Below are 20,550 nucleotides of genomic sequence, written 5' to 3'. Positions count from 1 at the left end.
GAGACTGGCGTAACTTTAGCGCCGGCAGCACCGCACGGCAGATAGCGTTATTCCGGGTGCCGCCAGGCGGCGGACGTTCAGCGCGAGGACTTCGACCGAGATTCGTATCTCATGGATTCATAGCGGCGAATGGTCCGATCGATGCTTTCGCGCACGCTGCCCAGATAGCTCCGGGGATCCGTCCACTCGTCCAGTTCCTGCGGGGACACCGCTCGCGCCAGGCCGCCATGCCTCGCCATCGCCGAACGGAAATCCAGTTTCTGCGCCAAACCGTCCATGGAGGCCTCGTGCACCCAGGCGTGCGCCGTCTGCTTGCCCAGCCGTGGGCCGAGCGAAAGCATCACCCGCTCGGACAACAGATACCCCTGGCGCCTGTCCAGATTGCGCGACATCGCTTCGGCATCGACGGCCAATCCGCTCAGCAGTTGGACCGCCTGTTCCAGCATGGCCCCTGCCACCAGGCAGCACTCGGGCAGGGCCTTCCATTCGGTTTTCCAGGCCACGCCATCGCGCTCGTGCTCCTGCACCATGGCTTCCGTCATCATCGCGGCGCTGTACCGCACGCTCCGTGCCAGGCCAGCCAGGTTCTCAGCCGCAGCGGGATTGCGCTTGTGGGGCATGGTCGAGGAGCCGACCGCGCTTTCGGCACAGGCCTCGGCAAGTTCGCCCACCTCGTCCCGCTGCAGGTTGAACAACTCATTGCCGATCTTGGACAGCGTCGCCCCCAGCATCGCCAGCAGACCAGCATACTCGGCGAAACGGTCCCGGGCACTGGCCCAGCAGATGTCCGGCACGCCAAGCCCCAGGTCCTGCAGCACTCGCACCTCGACATCGCGCGCCTTCGGCCCCAGGCCGGCCTGCGTTCCGACCGCTCCGCCCAGCATGCCGACGAACACCCGGGATTCGCATTCCAACAGCCGGGCGCGGTGCCGCGACATCTCATCGAGCCAGACCGCACATTTGTGCCCGAAGGTGGTGGGCAGGGCGTGCATGCCGTGGGTGCGCCCCACCATGATGGTGTCGCAGTGCAGCCGCGCGAGCCGGATGAGTTGGTCTGCAACGCGGTCGATATCCCGCAGATAGACCCGGTGCGCCTGCCGCATCTGCAGCACCATGCCGGTATCGATCACGTCCTGCGTCGTGATGCCGTGGTGCAGCCACTCACCTTCTTCGCCGATGTGGCCCTGCAGCTGCCTCAGGAACGGTACCAGGGAGTGCCGCAGCGTGCGGATTCCGCTCGCCATGGATTCGATGTCCGGACAGAAATCGGCCGCTCCCTCCACGATGCGCCGGGCGGCCTGCGCAGGAATGATGCCCAGGCTGCCCTGGGCGCGCGCTACCGCGCTCTCGACCTTCAGCCATGCCCGTATGCGCTCTTCCTCCGAGAAGATGGTGCGCATTTCCGCGCTGCTCCACAAATGCTGGAGCGCGAGCATGTCGAAGACGGAAACGTTTTGGGCCATGGGCAATGCGTGAGGCCCCCGAAAAACGAAGATTCCTCATTGCGGAATTTTGATAGTCCGCATTCTCACATACCTACGCGATGCCTTGGCGTTCGCAACCTGTCGAGTTGCAGGGCGTTGCACATTCCTGGCTCTGAGCCGTTGGCGAGGTCAGGCGACGTTTTCGACAAAAACCTTCCGCCGGCCGCGCCGGCCGGCCCTGCGGGCCCCTGCCTTCAGCTGGCGCTGAAGTCAGGGCGGCGTTTTTCCATGAACGCGGTGAAGGCTTCGCGGGCGGCGGGTTCCTGGAGCATGCGGCCGAAGCTGGCGCCCTCTTCCGCCATGCGCTCCAGCACGGCAGCGGTCTGGTCCTTCTTCATGAGGCGCTTGGTCTCCACCAGCGACGACAGCGGCTTGGAGGCCAGCTTGCGGGCCTGGGTCTGCGCCACCATGTTGCATTCCGTCGGCGGCACGACGCGGTTGACCAGGCCCACTTCGAGCGCGGCCTCCGCCATGAACGGTTCGCCCAGCAACAGCGCTTCGGCTGCCCGGTGGTAACCCATCATGCGGGGTACGAGCAGACTGGAAGCGGCTTCGGGGCAGAGCCCCAGGTTCACGAACGGCATGGAGAAAGCCGCGTTGTCTCCGGCGTAGACCAGGTCGCAATGGAAGAGCATCGTCGTGCCGATGCCCACGGCCGGTCCGCACACCGCCGCCACCACCGGCTTCGGAAAGGTCGCGATGGCGCGCAGGAAGCGAAAGACCGGCGACTCCTGCGTGGAGGGCGGGTTGTTGAGGAAGTCCCCGATGTCGTTGCCGGCGCTGAAGATGGCCACGTCGCCCTGCAGCACCACCACGCGCACGGCAGCATCCTGGGCCACGGCCTCGAAAGCGTCGGCGAGCGCGGCATACATGGCGCGTGTGATGGAGTTCTTTTTCTCCACACGGTTGAAGGTGATGGTCGTCACGCCCGATTCGGTGTGTACGAGGATGTCCTGGTTTTCGGTCATGCGGGGCTCCTGCGGAACGGGAGAAAAAAGAAGAGGGAAAGAGCAAGATGGCGCGCCCACGGCACCGGCACCGTGCCTGGCCCGCCGGAGCGGCTCACTCTTTGTAGTAGACGATCTGGTGGCTGCTCGCGAGCATGGTGCCGCGCTGGTTCCAGAGCTGCGCCGTCTGGTCGAAAAAGCCGTTGCGGAACTCCTGCGCCCGCGCCTGCCCCAGCAGGTGGCCGCTGCCCGTGGCTGCCAGTTGCTCGCTGCTGGCATGGAAGTACACCGTGAGCGACACGGTTCCGGCGGGCACCTGGCGTGCGCGGCGCAGCCACACCCGCGGGAAGAATACATCGGCCAGGGCGGCGAGCGCGCAGAAGTCGAGCGGGCGCGCAGGCTCATCGCGCATCCAGAGCCGGCTCAGGCTGCTGTCGCCGCTGCCGCCGTCCCAATGCACGGGCAATGCTCCCGATACGGGCCGCAGGTCGTAGCGGTCCAGCCATTGCACGGGCATGCCGCGCGTGACACGCTCCAGCCCCTCGGGACCTTGCGTTTCCGGCATGGGCGTGTCCGGAAGGCTCCAGGTCTCGCGCCGCACCGCGGTCACGGCGGTGGCCGTGGTGGTCACGACCGGCGCACCGTCGGCTCCGGGTTGCAGGATGGACAGGGTCCAGTGCTGGGTCGAGCGGTTGGTGCGCACGGGCAACGCCTGCACGGTGAACTCGCCTTCGGCAATGGCGCCCGCGTAGTTCACGGTGAGCGACAGCGGATCGCCCAGCCGGTCCGGGTGCTGGAGCACGGCGCGCAGCAATGTGGCGGCCGTGATGCCGCCGAACGGTCCGACCATGTTCCAGTAGGCCGGCGACGTGCGTGCGGTGTACTGGCCCGGGGCCACGGCGCCGAGCACCAGCGCGTCGTCGAGCGGATGGGTGGGAGGGGAAGAGGCAGCAGCAGCAACGGTCATGGTGTGGGGCTCCAGTGTGCCGACGAACGCCGGGCCGGGCCGTCATGCAAGTGACGCGCCCGGCCCGGCGGGGGCTTTCTTTCTCGCTCAGACGCGCTCGAAGATGCCTGCAGCGCCCTGCCCCATGCCCACGCACATGGTCACCATGCCGCGCTTGAGGTTGTGGCGCCGCAGGGCATGCACCACCGTGGCCGAGCGGATGGCCCCCGTGGCGCCCAGCGGGTGGCCCAGCGCGATGGCGCCGCCCATCGGATTGACCCTGGAGGGGTCCAGGCCCAGCTGGCGCACCACGGCGAGCGACTGCGCCGCGAAGGCTTCGTTCAGCTCATACCAGTCGATGTCGTCCTGCTTCAGACCCGCATAGCGCAGCGCGGCCGGAATGGCCTCGATCGGTCCGATGCCCATGATGGCCGGCGGCACGCCCTTGCTGGCGTAGCTCACGAAGCGTGCGAGCGGGGTCAGGCCGAAGCGCTTCACCGCCGACTCGCTGGCCAGGATCAGCGCACCCGCCCCGTCGCTGGTCTGCGAGCTGTTGCCCGCCGTCACCGAGCCACGCGCCGCGAACACGGTCTTGAGCTTGGCGAGGCCTTCCAGGCTGGTGTCCGGGCGTGCGCCTTCATCGAGCGACACCGTGCGCGTCCTGGCGACGGACTCGCCCGTGGCCAGGTCGGCCGTGCGATCGGTCACCTCGATGGGCGTGATCTCGTCGGTGAACTCGCCGGCCTGCTGCGCCTTCAGCGCACGCTGGTGCGACTGCAGCGCGAACGCGTCCTGGTCTTCCCGAGAGACTTTCCACTGCTGCGCCACCTTCTCGGCCGTGAGGCCCATGCCGTAGGCGATGCCCACGTCGCCGTCCCGCGCGAAGATGCTCGGCGAGAGGCTGGGGCTGTTGCCCATCATGGGCACCATGCTCATGCTCTCCACGCCCGCGGCGATCATCACCTCGGCCTCGCCCACACGGATGCGGTCGGCGGCCATCTGTACCGCCGACAGGCCCGAGGCGCAGAAACGGTTCACGGTGATGCCGCCCACGCCCGTGGGCAGGCCCGCCAGCACGGCGGCGATGCGGGCCACGTTCAAGCCCTGCTGGGCTTCGGGAATGGCGCAGCCGCAGACGATGTCCTCGATGGCGGCCGGGTCCAGCCCGGGCACCTGGGCCAGCGCGCTTTTCAGGGTGGTGGCCAGCAGGTCGTCGGGCCGCATGTTGCGGAGGTAGCCCCGGTGCGACTTGCCGATGGGCGTGCGCGTAGCGGCGACGATGTATGCGTCTTGCACTTGCTTCATGATCGATGTCCTTATCTGTTGGTCCCGCAGCCGGCGCCGTGGCCGCGGCATCCACCGCGCTGCAGCGGCGGGCCGGCGAACGGCGCGAGGCGGCTCGGGGCTTGCATTCAATTGCGCAGCGGCTTGCCGGTGTTGAGCATGCCCAGGATGCGCTCCTGCGTCTTCGGATGCTGGATCAGGCTGCAGAACGCCTTGCGCTCCAGGGCCATCAGGTATTCCTCGCTCACCAGCGTGCCGGCATCCACGTCGCCGCCGCAGACGATCTCTGCGATCAGCGTGGCGATGTGCTGGTCGTGGTCGCTGATGAATCCGCCGTCGCGCATGTTCACCAGCGAGCCGCGGATGGTGGCGATGCCGCTGCGGCCCGCCACGGGGAACAGGCGCCGGTGCGGCGCGCGCCAGCCGCTCGCGGCCATGGCGCGGGCTTCGTTCAGCGCGACGAACAGCACCTCGTCCTTGTGCGGCACGACGACGTCGCTCTCCAGCAGGTAGCCGAGCTTGCGGGACTCCAGCGCGCTGGTGCCCACCTTGGCCATGGCCGCGGCGGTGAAGCCTTCGGTCAGGAACGGCAGCAGGTCCTTGCCCGTGGAGGCGGCCGCGTTCTCGGCTGCACGGCGGGCGATGTAGGTCAGTCCGCCGGCGCCCGGCACCAGACCCACGCCCACTTCGACGAGGCCGATGTAGCTCTCCATGTGCGCCACGCGGCGCGCCGAATAGACGGCCAGCTCGCAGCCGCCGCCCAGCGCCATGCCATGGATGGCGGACACCACGGGCACCTGGGCATAGCGCAGGCGCAGCATGAGGTTCTGCAGTTCCTGCTCCACGCCCTCGATGGCCGAGATGCCCGCGACCACGAAGGCCGGCATCGTGGCGGCCAGGTCGGCGCCCACGCTGAAGGGCGCGTCACCGGACCAGATCACCAGGCCGTCGTATTCGCGCTCGGCGGTATCGACGGCTTCGACGAGCCCTTCCATCACGTCGGGGCTGATCGCGTGCATCTTGCTCTTGATGCTCGCGATGAGGATCCGGCTGCCGGAGGGGCTCGCGTGCCCGTCGAGGGTCCAGGTGCGCAGCGCATCGGACTCGGCCACCGTGGTGCCAGCCTTGCGCCAGTCGGGCAGGCTTTCGCCAAGCAGCTTCTCGGGGAAGTGCTGGCGCCCATACACCGGCAACTGGCGGCGCGGCACGAACGCCCCCTTCGAGGCGCTCCACGAGCCTTCGGCCGTGTGGACCCCACCGGCTTCGGCCACCGGGCCCTTGAACACCCACTCGGGCAGCGGCGCCTTGCTGAGCGCCTTGCCGGCGTCGATGTCCTCCTGGATCATCTTCGCCACATCGAGCCAGCCGGCCTCCTGCCACAGCTCGAACGGGCCCTGCTTCATGCCGAAGCCCCAGCGCATGGCCTGGTCCACGTCGCGGGCGTTGTCGGCGATCGTGGCGAGGTGCACGGCGGCGTAGTGGAAGCTGTTGCGCAGGATGGCCCACAGGAAGCGGCCCTGCGCGCCCTCGGCGTTGCGCAGCAGCTTCAGGCGCTCGCCCGCGGGTTTCTTCAGCATGCGGCCATAGACCTCGTCGGCCTTCTGGCCGCCGGGTACGTACTCACCGCTTTCCAGGTCGAAGCGCAGGATGTCGCGGCCCACCTTCTTGTAGAAGCCGGCCTTGGATTTCTGGCCGAGGTTCTTCATCTCGATGAGCTTGGCCAACACTTCGGGCGTGCCGAAGCTGCCGTAGAACGGGTCGGTCTCCTCGGTCAGGTTGTCCTGCAGGGTCTTGATGACGTGGGCCATGGTGTCCAGGCCCACCACGTCGGCCGTGCGGAAGGTGCCGCTGCTGGCGCGGCCGAGCTTCTTGCCCGTGAGGTCGTCCACCACGTCGAAGGTGAGGCCGAAGTTCTCCACTTCCTTCATCGTCGCCAGCATGCCGGCGATGCCGACGCGATTGGCGATGAAGTTGGGCGTGTCGTGCGCGCGCACCACGCCCTTGCCCAGGCCGCTGGTCACGAAGGCTTCGAGCTGGTCGAGCACTTCGGGCCGTGTCGTGGGCGTGTCGATCAATTCCACCAGCGCCATGTAGCGCGGAGGGTTGAAGAAGTGGATGCCGCAGAAGCGCGGCTTGATGGCATCGGGCAGCGCCTCGCTGAGCTTCGTGATCGACAGCCCCGAGGTGTTGGACGCCACGATGGCGGTCGGCGCGACGAACGGAGCGATCTTCCGGTAGAGGTCGAGCTTCCAGTCCATGCGCTCCGCGATGGCCTCGATGATGAGGTCGCATTCGCGCAACTGCTCCAGATGCTCTTCGTAATTGGCCTGGCCGATGAGGGCGGCATCGTCCACCACGCCCAGCGGCGCGGGCTTGAGCTTCTTGAGCCCCTCGATGGCCTTGGTGACGATGCCGTTCTTCGGGCCTTCCTTGGCAGGCAGGTCGAACAGCACCACGGGAACCTTCACGTTGGCGAGGTGGGCGGCGATCTGCGCGCCCATCACGCCCGCGCCGAGCACGGCGACTTTCTTCACTTGGAATCGGGACATGGTGGATTTCTTGTGGATTGGTGGAGAGCGGTCGGCACGACGCGGCAAAGCGGTTCTGGCGGGGCTCCGCGCCGCAGGCAGCGCCGGTCGGTCAGCAACGCGCGGCAACGGCGCCGGAAGCGTTTTGCGGGCCGCGCCTACTGCACGCGCTGCCAGACCTGGGTGCGCCAGAACGGGCCCAGGTAGCCGCGCACTTCCAGCTTGGCGCCGCCCTCGATGGGCGTGAAGCTGGCGCGGTATTCCTTGCCGTTCTCGGGGTCGAGGATCTTGCCGCCCTCCCAGACGTCCTTGCCTTCGGCCTTCTTGCCGCCGCGGATGATCTCCAGGCCGGCGATGGGCTGGCCCTTGCGGTCGTCCGAGCATTCGGTGCAGGTGGCATCGGGCTTGGTGTCCTTCTTGAGCGACTTCTCGATGCGGCCCGACAGGGTGCCGTCCGCCTCGGCGATACGGATCTCTGCCTTGGCCTCGCCGCTCTTGTCATCGATGCTGCGCCAGGTCCCCACCGGGGAGACCTGGGCCCAGGACGGCAGCGCGGACGCTACCAAAACAATAGCAAACAATGTAGATTTCATGGCGACATCCGTGCGTTTTTGTTCAAACAAGGGCGGGAGGCTTCCGGCGTCAGGCCAGGGCCGCGTCGGTGTCCATGAGCGGCTTGGAGCCGGCGCGCGCCGTGCGCATCAGGGTGGCCGTCTCGGGGAACAGCTTGGCGAAATAGAAGCGTGCCGTCTGCAGCTTGGCCTGGTAGAACGGATCGGTGTCGCCGGCGGCGATCTTGCGCAGCGCCACCTGCGCCATGCGCGCGAACATGTAGCCGAACACGAGGTGGCCCGCCACGCGCAGGTAATCCACGGCGGCAGCGCCGACTTCGTCGGGGTTCTGGAATCCCTTGAAGCCGATCTCGGTGGTGAACTTGGTCATCTGGTCGCCCAGGTAGGCGATGGGGTTGATGAATTCGGCCATCTTCTCGTTCACGCCCTCCTCTTCGACCAGCTTGCCCACCAGCTTGCCGAACTTCTTGAGCGTCGCACCGTTGTTGCCCAGGATCTTGCGGCCCAGCAGGTCCAGCGACTGGATGGTGTTGGTGCCTTCGTAGATCATGTTGATGCGGTTGTCCCGCACGAACTGCTCCATGCCCCATTCCTTGATGAAGCCATGGCCGCCGAAGACCTGCATGCACGCGTTGGTGGCGATGTGGCCGTTGTCGGTGATGAAGGCCTTGACGATGGGCGTGAGCAGCGCGACGAGTTCGTCGCTGTCCTTGCGCACCTTCTCGTCGGGATGGCTGTGCGCCTTGTCCAGCAGCAGCGTGCAGTAGATCTGCAGCGCGCGCGCCCCCTCGGCATAGGCCTTGGCCGTGAGCAGCATCTTGCGCACGTCGGGATGCACGATGATCGGGTCGGCGTCCTTGTCCTTGGCCTTGGTGCCCGAGAGGCTGCGCATCTGCGTGCGGTCCTTCGCGTAGGCCAGCGCGTTCTGGAAGGCCACTTCCGTCAGGCCCAGCGACTGGTTGCCCACGCCCAGGCGCGCGGCGTTCATCATCACGAACATCGCGGCGAGGCCCTTGTGCGGCTGGCCCACCAGCGTGCCGATGGCACCGTCGATGGCGATCTGCGCCGTCGCGTTGCCGTGGATGCCCATCTTGTGCTCCAGGCCCGCGCAGAAGATCGGATTGCGCTCGCCCAGCGAGCCATCGGCGTTCACGTTGAACTTGGGCACGACGAACAGGCTGATGCCCTTGCTGCCCTTGGGCGCATCGGGCAGGCGGGCCAGCACCAGGTGCACGATGTTCTCGGTGAAGTCGTGCTCGCCCGCGCTGATGAAGATCTTGTTGCCGGTGATCTTGTAGGTGCCTTCGGGCGCGCCCGCCACGGGCTCGGCCTTGGTGCGCAGCAGTCCCAGGTCGGTGCCGCAGTGGGGCTCGGTCAGGCACATCGTGCCGGTCCACTCGCCGCTGGTCAGCTTGGGCAGGTAGAGCTTCTTCTGCTCGGGCGTGCCGTGCGCATGCAGGGCTTCGTACGCGCCATGCGACAGGCCGGGGTACATCGTCCAGGCCTGGTTGGCGCTGTTGAGCATTTCGTAGAGGCATTGGTTGAGCACGAACGGCAGGCCCTGTCCGCCGTACTCGGGCTCGCACGACAGCGCCGCCCAGCCGCCCTCCACGTACTGCCCGTAGGCCTCCTTGAAGCCTTTGGGCGTGGTGACTTCATGCGTCGCCTTGTCGAGGTGGCAGCCTTCCTCGTCGCCGCTGATGTTCAGCGGAAACGCCACGCCCGCAGCGAACTTGCCGGCCTCTTCCAGCACGGCATTGACCGTGTCGGCATCGACCTCCGCATGCCGGGGGATCGCCTTGAACTCCTCCGTGACCTGGAAGACCTCGTGGAGGACGAATTGCATGTCGCGCAGGGGGGGCGTGTAGATCGGCATGTGGGGGACTCCTTGGAACGGTGCTTTTGGATGGGTGGAAGCGGATGTCTGGGGAAAACGCGAAAACAGGAACTCAGCCGCCCGCGGGCCGGACGGCGCAGCGGGCGAGGATGTTGTCGAAGCCGGCGTTGGCGCGGTCGATGGAGCCGGGCGTCTGCAGGAAGCGCGCCTCGTAGTGGAGCGCGAGGATGAGGCCGTGGATCTCGAAGAGCATCTGGTCGGAATCCACGTCGGCGCGCACTTCGTCCAGCTCCTTGCACTGGTCGATGGCGCGGCGCATGGCGGCATGCCAGGTCAGCACGGAATTGGCGAGTGCGTCGCGCACGGGGCCCGTGCGGTCGTCGAACTCCACCGCGCCGCTGATGTAGATGCAACCCGAATCGATTTCGATGGACGTGCGCTTCATCCAGTTGTCGAAGAGCGCGCGCAGGCGCGGCAGGCCGCGCGACGCCGACATGGCGGGATAGAACACTTCCTGCTCGAAGCGCATGTGGTATTCGCGCACCACGGAGATCTGCAGCTCCTCGCGCGAGCCGAAGTGCGCGAAGACGCCCGACTTGCTCATGCCGGTCACGTCGGCCAGCGCGCCGATGGACAGCCCCTCCAGCCCGATGTGCGTGGCCAGCCCCAGCGCGGCATCGACGATGGCCGCCTTGGTCTGCTGGCCCTTCTGGAGCGCACGGCCTTCCCGCGTGGTGGCCGCTCGCGGGGTTTTGATGGAGATGGTGGACGACACAGGTAGCACGAAATAAAACGAACGATCGTGCTATTTTGCAGCAAAAGGAATCCCGCACGCCAGCCCCGGGCGGGCGGCTGGCCGGGTTTCAGGGTAAACACCGAGACATGCCCACGCACCCGCCTGCGCGCCTGCAGGGAGGCGCTACAGCAGCAGCGCGAGCGTGGCGTCGAGGTGTTCGGTGGGCACGCGGCGCAAGCCGGTGCGCGCGTAGCGCTGGAGCCGGCCGCGCACGAGGTCGCAGAGCGCGGCGGCGCGCAGATGGGCATCGGCCGTCGGCGTGGCAGAGCCCGCGGCCTCGGCGGCCGGGCGCAGGCACTGGCGCAGCGTGGATTCGATCCGGTCGAAGAACTGGTTCATGCGCTGTTGCAGGCGCTCGTGCTCGAAAACCAGCGCGTCGCCGACCATCACGCGCACCATGCCCGGGTTGCGCTCGCCGAACTGCAGCACCATGGCGACCACCCGGGCCGCGCGGCGCGCGCCGTCCGCAGGGACGGCATCTTCCGCTGCCGGGCCTTCGCGCTCCATGATCTGGCCGATCAGCGAGAACACCGACTGCTCGATGAAATCGATCAGTCCCTCGAACATCTGCGCCTTGCTGGCGAAGTGCCGGTACAGGGCGGCTTCGCTGACCTCCAGCCGGGCCGCCAGCGCGGCGGTGGTGATGCGGTCCGAGCCGGGCTGCTCCAGCATGGCGGCGAGCGCCTGCAGGATCTGCACCCGCCGCTCGCCGGGCTTGGGCCTGCGGCGGGGCGCCGGCGCGGGCCCGGAGGCCGTCGCGGCCTCGGCCACGGCGCTGTCGTCGGAAGGGGATGGAACGGTGTCTTGCATGGAGCAACAGCTGTGTGCAATTGATTCTCGCACAGGGTCCTGCTGCCTCTTTTTGCAGCACCCGCTAGGCCGACCCCGTGGGAATCGACACGGTGGCGAGCAGCCCGCGCCCCTGCGCCCCGGCGCCGAGTTGCAGCGCACCGCCATGCACCCGGGCGATCTCGTCGGCGATCGCCAGCCCCAGGCCCGTGCCCTCGCCGGCCGCCCCGGGCACACGGTAGAAGCGCTGCAGCACCCGGCCGCGCTCGGATTCGGCGATCCCGGGCCCATCGTCCTCGACCTGCAGGAAGGCGGCGCCACCGGCACCCAGGCCGCAGCGCAGGGTCACGCTCCCGCCCTCGGGCGTGTACTTGATGGCGTTGTCCACCAGGTTGGAGAGCAGCTCCCGCAGCAGCCAGCCATGGCCGCTCGCCTGGGCGGGGGCGACCTCCAGGCCAAGGTCCAGGCCCTTGGCGGTGGCGGCATCGAGGAACGCCTCCAGGATGCTTTCACACAGGGCCTTGAGGTCCACGCGCTGCATCGGCTGGCCGTCCAGCCCGCCCGCATCGGCACGCGAGAGGGCCAGCAACTGGTGAGCCAGCTTGGAGGTGCGGCGCGCTGCATGCCGGAGCTTTTCGATCTCCTCTGCTCCCAAAACAATAGCAGACTTTTCAATGGATCCGGCGGCATGGATGCCTTTTGACTCCAAACCCTGCACTGCCCCCTCCCGCACCCTGCCCGCCGCCCGCGCAGAAAGGGCCCAGGCCTCCACCTGCGCCTGCAGCCCGGCCAACGGGGTGCGCAGCTGGTGGGCGGCATCGGCCACGAAGCGTCGCTGGCCCTCGGTCTGCGCGTTCACCAGGGCGAACAGCCGGTTGAGCGAATTCACGAGGGGCCGCACTTCGGCTGGGGACGCTGCCTCGGAAATCGGGCTCAGGTCGCGCGGAGAGCGCCGCTCCACCGCCTCGGCCAAGTCCACCAGCGGCTTGAAGGCCCGCCGCACCGCCCAGTGGATGGCCAGACCCGCCGCCGCCACCAGCACGAGGTTGGGCAGCAGCACGCGCAGCAGCATCTGCTTGCCCCACTGCTGCCGCGGATCGGAGCCATCGGCCAGCGCCACCACCAGCTCGCCGGCCCCCGTCCGGGTGCGCTGCACCGCGATGCGGTACGTGACGCTGTCGTACTCGGCGCTGTGGAATTCCGGATCGTGCGTGGGCGGCACCGCGCTGTAGACCCAGTGGTCGCCCAGCAGGATGCGGCCCGACAGGTCCTGCACGCTGTAGCCCGCGTAGCCGGCGTTCTGGCGCAGGAACTCTTCCACCGGCGGGGCCAGCAGCAGCACCGGCGCCCCGCCGTCGCGCAGCGGGGGCGCCACGACCGAATCGGCCAGCGCGGGCAACAGGCGCATCAGCCGCTGGTCGTGGCGGCTGGCCGCCTCGTCCGCAGACCGGTAGTCCAGCCACGCCCCCACGAGGGCCAGCACGCACAGCGGCAGCACCAGCAGCAGCAGCAGGCGATTGCGCAGGGCGGACGTCATGGTGGGGGAATGGGCTGGAAAAAGGGCAGGCAGAGAAAAAAGTAGGGCAGCGGCTGCCGGAATGCCCGCGTGCCCGTTGCCGTGCAGAGCGCTCAGGCGGCCCCCGGCAGGCGCAGCTCCAGCCGGTAGCCGAAGCCCCGGATGGAGCGCAGCGCCACGCCGCTGGGCTCGAGCTTGCCGCGCAGCCGCGACACGTACACCTCCACGGCGTTCGGCGTGATCTCCTTGTCCCAGCCGGTCAGCGCCTGCACCAGCTTCTCCTTGCTGGCCGGCTTCGGGGCATGGATCATCAGGTACTCCAGCACCGTCCATTCGCGCGGGCCCAGCTCGATCGTCTGCCGCACGGCCAGCCCGCCCTCCGCCGCGGGGCCACGCACGCTCACGCTCCGGCCGGCGGTGTCCAGCTCCAGCGGCCCGAAGCTCAGCACCGCGGTGGTGGCCGCCTGCGAGCGGCGCAGCAACGCCCGCAGCCGGGCCAGCAGCTCGGGCAGTTCATAGGGCTTGACCATGTAGTCGTCGGCGCCCAGGTCCAGGCCCTGCACGCGGTCGTGCAAGGCATCGCGCGCAGTGAGGATCAGCACCGGCATCGACGGGTTGGCCATGTCCGGGCGGCGCAGGCAGCGGGTGAGTTCCAGGCCATCCATGCCGGGCAGGCCGATGTCGATGATCGCGGCGTCGAAGGTTTCGCCGCGCAGCACTTCCTCGGCGCGCTCGCCGCTGCCCACCCAGTCGACGGCATAGCCGGCATCGGTCAGGCCCAGCTTGATCCCGCTGGCCAGCATCACGTCGTCTTCGACCAGCAGGAGGCGCATCGCGTTCGCCGGCCCTATCCGTGGAGCCGGCGGGTCGGTCCCGGTCCGCCGGCAGCCACCGTGGAAGCCATGCCTATCAGTGGCTGCGGATCATGGTGCCGTACGCCTGTTCGGTCAGGATCTCCAGCAGCATGGCATGGGGTACGCGGCCATCCACGATGTGCACCGAATTGACGCCGCTCTTGGCCGCATCGATGGCGCCGGCCAGCTTGGGCAGCATGCCGCCCGAGATGGTGCCGTCGTCCACCAGTTCGTCGATCTCGCGGGCCGTGAGTTCGGTGATCAGCTCGCCCGCCTTGTTCAGCACGCCCGGGATGTTGGTGAGCATCATGAGCTTCTCGGCCTTGAGCACCGAGGCCAGCTTGCTGGCGACCACGTCGGCGTTGATGTTGAAGCTCTCGTTGTCCTCGCCGAAGCCCAGCGGGCTGATCACGGGGATGAAGGCATCGTCCTGCAGTGCCTTGACCACGCTGGGATCGATGGAGACGATGTCGCCCACCTGACCGATGTCGTGCTCCTTGGTCGGATCGTCCTTGTCGGCCAGCTTGAGCTTGCGCGCGCGGATCAGGCCGCCGTCGCGCCCCGTCAGGCCCACGGCCTTGCCGCCGGCCTGGTTGATCAGGCCCACGATGTCCTGCTGCACCTCGCCGGCCAGCACCCACTCGACCACTTCCATGGTTTCGGCATCGGTCACCCGCATGCCCTGGATGAAGTGGCCCTGCTTGCCCAGACGCTTGAGCGCGGTCTCGATCTGCGGGCCGCCGCCGTGCACCACCACGGGGTTCATGCCGACCAGCTTGAGGAGCACCACGTCCTCGGCGAAATCGGCCTGCAGCGCCGGGTCGGTCATGGCATTGCCGCCGTACTTGATGACGATGGTCTTGCCGTGGAACTTGCGGATGTAGGGCAGTGCCTGGGCCAGGATCTCGGCCTTGTCCCGGGGGGCGATGGATTGCAGATCGGTCATGGAGGAACGCTCGACGTGAAAAACAGGGGCTGCACGGGGGTTGGAAAAACCGCATTGTGCCCGCTCCACCCGCGGCGGCGTCGGGCGCGGCCACCCGCGCGGGTCGGGCGGGTGCCAGGCCCGGGGCTCAGTGCCGCAGCCAGGCTGGCACCTTGAATCGCACGATGGCCAGGTACGCCGTCACGTAGGTCAGGCCGAACAGGCCGCAGAACACCATCAGCATGGGCGTGTTGCTCCAGAAGAGCACGGCCGGCACCACGGTGAGCATGGTGAAACCCCACAGGTAGGGCGAGGTGCGGTTGTTGCGCATGAGCACGCGCCGCGATTCGTCGTCGTGGAAGACGCCGCGCACGATGCGGCGGTAGATCAACTGGTGGAAATGCAGCGCATCGGCGACGCCCGGCGACACCCCCCTCACCAGCTTGCGGTAGCTGGAGAACAGGGTCTCCCACACCGGATACATCAGCAGCAGCATCGGGAACCACGGAGAAACCTCGCGGTTGCGCTGCACCAGCGCGATGCTGCTGAGGGCGATCATCACCCCCCAGATATAGGCCCCGCTGTCGCCCGCGAACAGCATCCCCCGCGGGTAGTTCCATACCAGGAACCCCATGGTGGCGGCCGCCGTGCAGATCAGCAGCGATGCCAGCGCGCGGTCACCCACCTGCAGGCTCACGTGGGCCAGCGCCAGGCAGACGATGAGCGCCACCATCGCGGCCAGCCCGTTGTAGCCGTCGATGATATTGAACGCATGCGGAAGCCCCGCCACGGCCAACACCACGATGGCCATGCCCACCCAGGGCATCTCGACCAGATGGGCATCGAGCCAGGGCAGGCCCAGCCGGGGCAGGTTCATGTTGAGCACCATCAGCGCCACCCCACCGGACATCGCCGTGAGCAGCAGCCGGTAGCGCACCGTGAGCCGTTGCGTCATGTCTTCGAGCAGGCCGCCGATGGCCGCGGGCAGCAGGGACGCCAGCCACCAGCCCACCCAGGAGCCGAGCCGCAGCGAACCCGGGTCTCCCAGCCAGAGCGACTGGAACGCACCCAGCGCCCAGCTGACGCCCATGCCGGCCAGCAGCGCAGCGCCACCGAGCCGGGGCACATCGCCCAGATGGAAACGCTGCGGCATGGCCTCGCCATAATTCGCGGCGTGCCCCCGCCCCCAACGGACGATGCAGGCAGCGGTCAGGGCCGTCACCAGAAAGCTGACCAGAGACAACCAGATCATGGGGCGCCGATCCTACGCGGTTCGGCTGTATCCGCACGCAACAAAGCTCGCGCCTGGCGATACACCGGCGACGCCCACAGCCGGAAGAGGCTCCGGATATGCCAGGCAAGGTGCGCGCCGCGGCGGCGGCTCGCACGCTGCCCCACGTGGCCCACCCGCACGGGCACCTTCACCAGGGACAGGCCCTGCAGGCGCAGTCGCAGGCACAGATCCACATCCTCGCAATACATGAAATACCGCTCGTCGAAGCCACCGGCAGCCTTCCAGGCAGCCGTCGGGAAAAGCAGGAATGCCGCATTCACCCAGTCGCGCCGGCGGTCCGAACGCTTCAGCACGCGCCTGCGCCACAGCGCGGACGGGGTCGGCAGTTCACGCTCGGCATCCTGCACGGCGCCCTGCCCGTCCACCTGCTCGGGGTAGGCGCAACCGACGCCCGGCGCGGCAGCCGCGCGGCGCAGCGGGGCGAAGGGATCGTCATCGAGGAAGGCGATGTCCGGGTTCACGACGCCCACGTAGGGCTCGCCGGCTCCGGCCAAAGCGCGGTTGTGGTTGGCGCCGAAACCCAGCGGCGCGGGGTTGCTGCGCACCTCCAGGACGAAGGGCCATCCTGCTCCATCGGGCGGCGCAGGCACCGGCTCGGGGATGTTCAAGGTCAGCACCACACGGGTCACACTGCCCCGACAGCAGCGCGCCATGCCGTGGAGCATGTCGCGCAGAAGCGGGCCGTGGCCGTGGCTGACGACCGATACCGCCAGGCCGCCAGCCGTGTGGGAGTTTATTGTCATGAACCGGGTATTGTCGTCTCCCTCGGCCGACAGCCCTGTAGGAGGACGCTACGTATGCCCGGCAGGCGCACTTCATGCGCCCGTCATAATCCCGGGATGACCCAAACAATCGAGGATCTGCACGTCTATCTGCGCAGCATCCGACCCGATGAACGCACCTCCCTTTCCGTCCTGGCAGATCAGATCCACGAAGGCGCCACCGTGCTGGACCTGGGCTGCGGCAGCGGCGCCCTGGGGCAATATCTCAAGGAAACCCGCGGCGCGACCAGCGATGGCGTGACCTGGAGCGAAGCCGAAGCCGTCCACGCACGGCCCCACTACCGCCGCGTGGTGGTCGATGACCTCGAAACCTGCGACCTCGTTACCGTTTTTACCGGGCAACGCTACGACTACATCGTCTGCGCCGACGTGCTGGAACATCTGCGCCGCCCCGAGCAGGTCTTGGAGCAGTGCCGCCAGCTTCTGGCCCCGGCAGGCCGCCTGCTGATTTCCGTGCCCAACGCGGGCTATTGCGGCCTGGTGGCAGAACTGCTGCAAGGTGAATTCCGCTACCGCGAAGAAGGCCTGCTGGACCGCACCCATCTGCGCTTCTTCACCCGGCGTTCGCTGGCCCGTTTCCTGGGCGAAGAGCGGTGGGCACTCGACGGTATCGACACCATCCGGCGCGAAGTGCCCGAGTCTGAATTCGACGCCGCGTTCGACAAGCTGCCTCCCGCCGTGGCGCGGCACCTGCTGGCCGCCCCGGATGCCATGGCCTACCAGTTCATCGGCATCGCGCGGCCAGCGGACGAAGTGGTCGCCAACACTGCAGGCACGGATGCGGAGACCTCGCCCGCCCAGGCATTGTTCACGGCCCAGTTGTACTGGGGCACGCGCGACGGTTTCGCGGAAGACCACAAACTCACGGCCCGGGGAGTGATCGGATCGCACCGGCAAACCCTGCGGTTCGATCTGCCGGCATCCGCCGACCCCATCACGCAGCTGCGCCTGGATCCGGCCGACCGGCCGGGTTTCCTGCACCTGCACGGGCTCACGCTCCGCGCTCCGGATGGCAGCGCCGCATGGTCTTGGCAGGCCACGCCCGATGCCCGGCCGCTGCTCGCAAGCATGCCGCACCAGCAGATCGCCTGGGACCTCCAGGCCATGCCGGCGGCTTCCGCGGCAAGCCTGTTGCTGCTGACCGGTGAAGACCCCTGGATGCAGTTGCCCATTCCGGTCGATGCCTTTGGCAGTGCTGGCGAAGGCGCGAGCCTGGAGGTGGACCTGGGCTGGCCCATGTCGGCCGACTACGTCGCGCTCTCCGGCACCGTGCTGCCGCTTCAGGAACGCATTGCCGCCCTCCAGGACGAAAACCATGCGACGCAAGTGCGCCTGAATGCAGAGATGGATGCGATCCGGCAGGCATTGACCCAGGAGAAAAGTGCTGTCGAAGGCCAGAAACGCGCGGTGGAAGACCAGAAACGTGCAGTGGAAGAGCAGAAGAACGCGGTGGAAGAGCAGAAACGCCTGCTGGAATCGAATCATCTGGCATTGCAGCAGGAGTACGCCACCCTGCTGGAGCAGCGGTCCGCTCTGCAGTCCCGCGCGTCCCAGTACCAGCGCGACCTCACCCGGCTCCACCATGCGCTGGGTTGCATGCAACGCGACTTCGGCGCCCTGGCCCACCACCTGAGAACCATCGAAAGCTCCACAGTGTTCCGAGCGACACGCCCCATCGTCCACGCCAAGATGCGAATCGACCGGCTGCTGGGCCGCGCCCCGGGCCCGGTCCAGGCGGCTGCTCAGCATGTGCCGGTTCCTGTCACCCCGGCGGCACACCTGGTCGACGTCATCGTGCCCGTGTACCGAGGGCTGGCCGACACGCAGCTTTGCGTGGAATCGGTGCTCGCGAGTGCCTGTCGCACCCCTTATCGCCTCATCGTCATCAACGACGCGAGCCCTGAACCCGCAGTGACCGCCTGGTTGCGCGAACGCGCTGCGGGAGACCAGCGCATCCTGCTGCTGGAGAACGCCGAGAACCTGGGCTTCGTCGGCACGGTGAACCGCGGGATGGCCCTCAGCGACAGCAACGATGTGCTGCTGCTCAACAGCGACACGGAAGTCGCCAACGACTGGCTCGACCGCATCCGGCAAGCCGCCTATGGCGACGCGAAGGTAGCGTCGGTGACGCCCTTCTCCAACAACGCCACGATCTGCAGCTATCCGCTCTTCTGCAAGGACAATGGTCTGCCTCCAGGCTACGACACCGCCCGGCTGGATGCGCTGTGCGCGCGCACCAACCCCGGCGCGGTGGTCGACGTTCCAACGGGCGTGGGTTTCTGCATGTACATCCGCCGCGATTGCCTGGAGCAGGTGGGCTTGTTCGACACGGAACACTTCGGCAAGGGCTACGGCGAAGAGAACGATTTCTGCCAGCGCGCGCAGGCGGCGGGCTGGCGCAATCTGCATCTGCTGGATACCTTCGTGCTGCACACCGGAGGCGTGAGCTTCGGCGACAGCAAGAGCCCGCGTGAGCTCGCAGCCATGGAAACACTGCGCCGGCTGCACCCCAGCTATGACCGCGATGTGCACGCCTTCGTGCAGCGGGACCCCGCAAAGCCCCACCGCCTGGCCCTGGATGCGGCACGCATCGCAGAAGGCGGTCGGCCGGTGGTGCTGAACATCCTGCACGATCGCGCGGGTGGCACCGTACGGCATGTCCGGGAACTGGCGGCCCACCTGGCGGACAAGGCCCATTTCCTGACGCTCACGCCCGCACCGGGGCACAGCGTGCGGCTGCGCATGGCGCGCGAGGAGGAGGGGTTCGAACTGACCTTCCGCCTGCACGACCAGCAGGACGATCTGATCCACATGCTCCAGCGCCTCGGCGTGTGCCATGTGCACTTCCACCACCTGCTGGGGCACGGCCAGGAGGTACGCAACCTCCCTCACCTGCTGGACGTGGCCTACGACTTCACGGCACACGACTATTACAGCTACTGCACGCACATCTCCATGACCGGTACCGCCCACCGCTACGTCGGCGAAGCGGGACCGGGGCAGTGCCTCTGCTGCCCCCCCGACATGCAGGCACCGCTGGGCGGGTCGGTGGCGCAATGGCGGCATGCCAATGCGCTCCTTCTGAGTGGCGCCCGCCATGTGCTGGCACCAAGCCACGACACAGCGCAACGCATCGCGGCCTTCGCTCCCACCGCCAAGGTGTATGCGGTGCCCCATACCGACCTGCCGGACCGGCTGGCACTTCCTGCGCCCTCACCTCGCCCACTTCACGGTGGCCAGCGGCTGAAAGTGGTCGTTATCGGCGCACTCAGCGCCATCAAGGGAGCGGATCTGCTCGAGGCCGTTGCGGCGGAAGCGGCACGACGCGACGCACTGGTGGATTTCCACTTGATCGGCTATGGGTATCGAAGCCTGCAAACGCAGCCGCGGGCGCGGCTCACGGTGCATGGCGAATACGCCGAGAAAGACCTCCAGCGGTTGCTGGAATGGCTCGAGCCTGATTTGGTATGGTTCCCCGCCCAATGGCCGGAAACCTACAGCTATACGCTGAGCGCCGCGTTGCTGGCGGGCTTGCCGGTCGCCGTGCCTGACATCGGCGCATTCCGCGAACGGCTGACCGGACGTCCTTGGAGCTGGGTGCATGCCTGGGACGCTTCGGCGGCACAGTGGCTTGCGTGGTTCGACGATGTGCGTGAGCGGAATTTCGTTACCGGAGAAGCTCCCGCGCTGTCCGAATCGCAGCCTTCCGAACCACCTCGGTATGTGTCGCCTGCTTCCTTCCAATACGCAAGTGACTACCTCGCAGGCATGGTTGCAATCACGCAATCCCAACCCTGTTCTCCGGATGAGCTGCAACGCTTCCTGCCCCAGGAAACGCCTGTGGCCGCAGCGAAATCGGGATTGCTGTCGGCGGTCGTCTACCTTCGCTCACTGCCCGTTCTGCGTGGAGTGGCGCGAAGCATTCCCCCGCATTGGCAAAGGCGCGTGAAAAACTGGCTGCAGGCCTGACGCGGCATCGGGCATAAGGCCAGTGGC

15 protein-coding genes are annotated in these 20,550 nt (G+C 67.6%); 1 reads left to right on the top strand and 14 read right to left on the bottom strand.

Features of this window, described 5'->3' with window-relative positions; translation table 11 throughout:
• Window positions 1-77: 77 nt before the first annotated feature.
• From purB to BM144_RS02875, 14 genes are all read right to left on the bottom strand, one after another.
• On the bottom strand, window positions 78-1,463 hold the full coding sequence (gene purB / locus BM144_RS02940; RefSeq protein ID WP_092949695.1) for an adenylosuccinate lyase: 1,386 nt from the start codon (window positions 1,461-1,463) through the stop codon (window positions 78-80).
• A gap of 215 nt (window positions 1,464-1,678) precedes the next feature.
• A complete protein-coding gene (locus BM144_RS02935) occupies window positions 1,679-2,452 on the bottom strand; it encodes an enoyl-CoA hydratase (protein ID WP_092949693.1) in 774 nt (257 codons plus the stop codon).
• 94 nt (window positions 2,453-2,546) lie between these two features.
• Complete coding sequence (locus BM144_RS02930) at window positions 2,547-3,398, bottom strand: acyl-CoA thioesterase (protein ID WP_092949691.1); 852 nt, start codon at window positions 3,396-3,398, stop codon at window positions 2,547-2,549.
• A gap of 87 nt (window positions 3,399-3,485) precedes the next feature.
• Window positions 3,486-4,682 (bottom strand): acetyl-CoA C-acyltransferase, encoded by a 1,197-nt coding sequence (locus BM144_RS02925; protein ID WP_092949689.1) that lies wholly within the window; start codon window positions 4,680-4,682, stop codon window positions 3,486-3,488.
• A 107-nt stretch (window positions 4,683-4,789) separates the two neighbouring features.
• Window positions 4,790-7,210, bottom strand: coding sequence for a 3-hydroxyacyl-CoA dehydrogenase/enoyl-CoA hydratase family protein (locus BM144_RS02920; RefSeq protein ID WP_092949687.1), 2,421 nt, complete (start codon window positions 7,208-7,210; stop codon window positions 4,790-4,792).
• 137 nt (window positions 7,211-7,347) lie between these two features.
• Complete coding sequence (locus BM144_RS02915) at window positions 7,348-7,782, bottom strand: DUF2147 domain-containing protein (RefSeq protein ID WP_092949685.1); 435 nt, start codon at window positions 7,780-7,782, stop codon at window positions 7,348-7,350.
• A 49-nt stretch (window positions 7,783-7,831) separates the two neighbouring features.
• Window positions 7,832-9,637 carry an acyl-CoA dehydrogenase C-terminal domain-containing protein gene (locus tag BM144_RS02910; protein ID WP_092949683.1) on the bottom strand — a complete coding sequence of 602 codons (1,806 nt, stop codon included), beginning with the start codon at window positions 9,635-9,637 and terminating at the stop codon, window positions 7,832-7,834.
• 73 nt (window positions 9,638-9,710) lie between these two features.
• On the bottom strand, window positions 9,711-10,373 hold the full coding sequence (locus BM144_RS02905; RefSeq protein WP_175525929.1) for a TetR/AcrR family transcriptional regulator: 663 nt from the start codon (window positions 10,371-10,373) through the stop codon (window positions 9,711-9,713).
• 144 nt (window positions 10,374-10,517) lie between these two features.
• Window positions 10,518-11,204 carry a nucleoid occlusion factor SlmA gene (gene slmA / locus BM144_RS02900; RefSeq protein ID WP_092949678.1) on the bottom strand — a complete coding sequence of 229 codons (687 nt, stop codon included), beginning with the start codon at window positions 11,202-11,204 and terminating at the stop codon, window positions 10,518-10,520.
• Between the two features lie 64 nt (window positions 11,205-11,268).
• A complete protein-coding gene (locus BM144_RS02895; protein ID WP_092949676.1) occupies window positions 11,269-12,720 on the bottom strand; it encodes a sensor histidine kinase in 1,452 nt (483 codons plus the stop codon).
• Window positions 12,721-12,812: 92 nt separating this feature from the next.
• Complete coding sequence (locus BM144_RS02890; protein ID WP_092949674.1) at window positions 12,813-13,532, bottom strand: response regulator transcription factor; 720 nt, start codon at window positions 13,530-13,532, stop codon at window positions 12,813-12,815.
• A 76-nt stretch (window positions 13,533-13,608) separates the two neighbouring features.
• Entirely contained in the window at window positions 13,609-14,499 is an 891-nt protein-coding gene (gene argB, locus BM144_RS02885) for an acetylglutamate kinase (RefSeq protein ID WP_092949672.1), read from the bottom strand.
• A 127-nt stretch (window positions 14,500-14,626) separates the two neighbouring features.
• Window positions 14,627-15,730, bottom strand: a complete 1,104-nt coding sequence (locus tag BM144_RS02880) for a glycosyltransferase family 4 protein (RefSeq protein ID WP_092949670.1) — start codon at window positions 15,728-15,730, stop codon at window positions 14,627-14,629.
• The gene (locus tag BM144_RS02875) at window positions 15,727-16,437 is read right to left on the bottom strand and encodes a glycosyltransferase family protein (RefSeq protein ID WP_092949668.1); all 711 of its coding nucleotides are present in this window, start codon (window positions 16,435-16,437) and stop codon (window positions 15,727-15,729) included. Before BM144_RS02875 ends, BM144_RS02880 begins: the two co-directional genes overlap by 4 nt.
• A gap of 174 nt (window positions 16,438-16,611) precedes the next feature.
• Between BM144_RS02875 and BM144_RS02870 the strand changes: the two genes are divergently transcribed.
• Window positions 16,612-20,523, top strand: a complete 3,912-nt coding sequence (locus BM144_RS02870) for a methyltransferase domain-containing protein (RefSeq protein ID WP_092949666.1) — start codon at window positions 16,612-16,614, stop codon at window positions 20,521-20,523.
• Window positions 20,524-20,550 lie beyond the last annotated feature (27 nt).

It is taken from the genome of Paracidovorax konjaci (genome assembly GCF_900112675.1).
GTDB lineage: Bacteria > Pseudomonadota > Gammaproteobacteria > Burkholderiales > Burkholderiaceae_C > Paracidovorax > Paracidovorax konjaci.
Note: the sequence above shows the minus strand (reverse complement) of the source record. Positions and strands in the feature narration are given on the sequence as shown.

Bases quoted from the DNA above. Each gene is read 5' to 3' on its own strand.
- purB (WP_092949695.1), bottom strand. From the start codon at position 1,463: ATGGCCCAAAACGTTTCCGTCTTCGACATGCTCGCGCTCCAGCATTTG.
- BM144_RS02935 (WP_092949693.1), bottom strand. From the start codon at position 2,452: ATGACCGAAAACCAGGACATCCTCGTACACACCGAATCGGGCGTGACG.
- BM144_RS02930 (WP_092949691.1), bottom strand. From the start codon at position 3,398: ATGACCGTTGCTGCTGCTGCCTCTTCCCCTCCCACCCATCCGCTCGAC.
- BM144_RS02925 (WP_092949689.1), bottom strand. From the start codon at position 4,682: ATGAAGCAAGTGCAAGACGCATACATCGTCGCCGCTACGCGCACGCCC.
- BM144_RS02920 (WP_092949687.1), bottom strand. From the start codon at position 7,210: ATGTCCCGATTCCAAGTGAAGAAAGTCGCCGTGCTCGGCGCGGGCGTG.
- BM144_RS02915 (WP_092949685.1), bottom strand. From the start codon at position 7,782: ATGAAATCTACATTGTTTGCTATTGTTTTGGTAGCGTCCGCGCTGCCG.
- BM144_RS02910 (WP_092949683.1), bottom strand. From the start codon at position 9,637: ATGCCGATCTACACGCCCCCCCTGCGCGACATGCAATTCGTCCTCCAC.
- slmA (WP_092949678.1), bottom strand. From the start codon at position 11,204: ATGCAAGACACCGTTCCATCCCCTTCCGACGACAGCGCCGTGGCCGAG.
- BM144_RS02895 (WP_092949676.1), bottom strand. From the start codon at position 12,720: ATGACGTCCGCCCTGCGCAATCGCCTGCTGCTGCTGCTGGTGCTGCCG.
- BM144_RS02890 (WP_092949674.1), bottom strand. From the start codon at position 13,532: ATGCGCCTCCTGCTGGTCGAAGACGACGTGATGCTGGCCAGCGGGATC.
- argB (WP_092949672.1), bottom strand. From the start codon at position 14,499: ATGACCGATCTGCAATCCATCGCCCCCCGGGACAAGGCCGAGATCCTG.
- BM144_RS02880 (WP_092949670.1), bottom strand. From the start codon at position 15,730: ATGATCTGGTTGTCTCTGGTCAGCTTTCTGGTGACGGCCCTGACCGCT.
- BM144_RS02875 (WP_092949668.1), bottom strand. From the start codon at position 16,437: ATGCTCCACGGCATGGCGCGCTGCTGTCGGGGCAGTGTGACCCGTGTG.
- BM144_RS02870 (WP_092949666.1), top strand. From the start codon at position 16,612: ATGACCCAAACAATCGAGGATCTGCACGTCTATCTGCGCAGCATCCGA.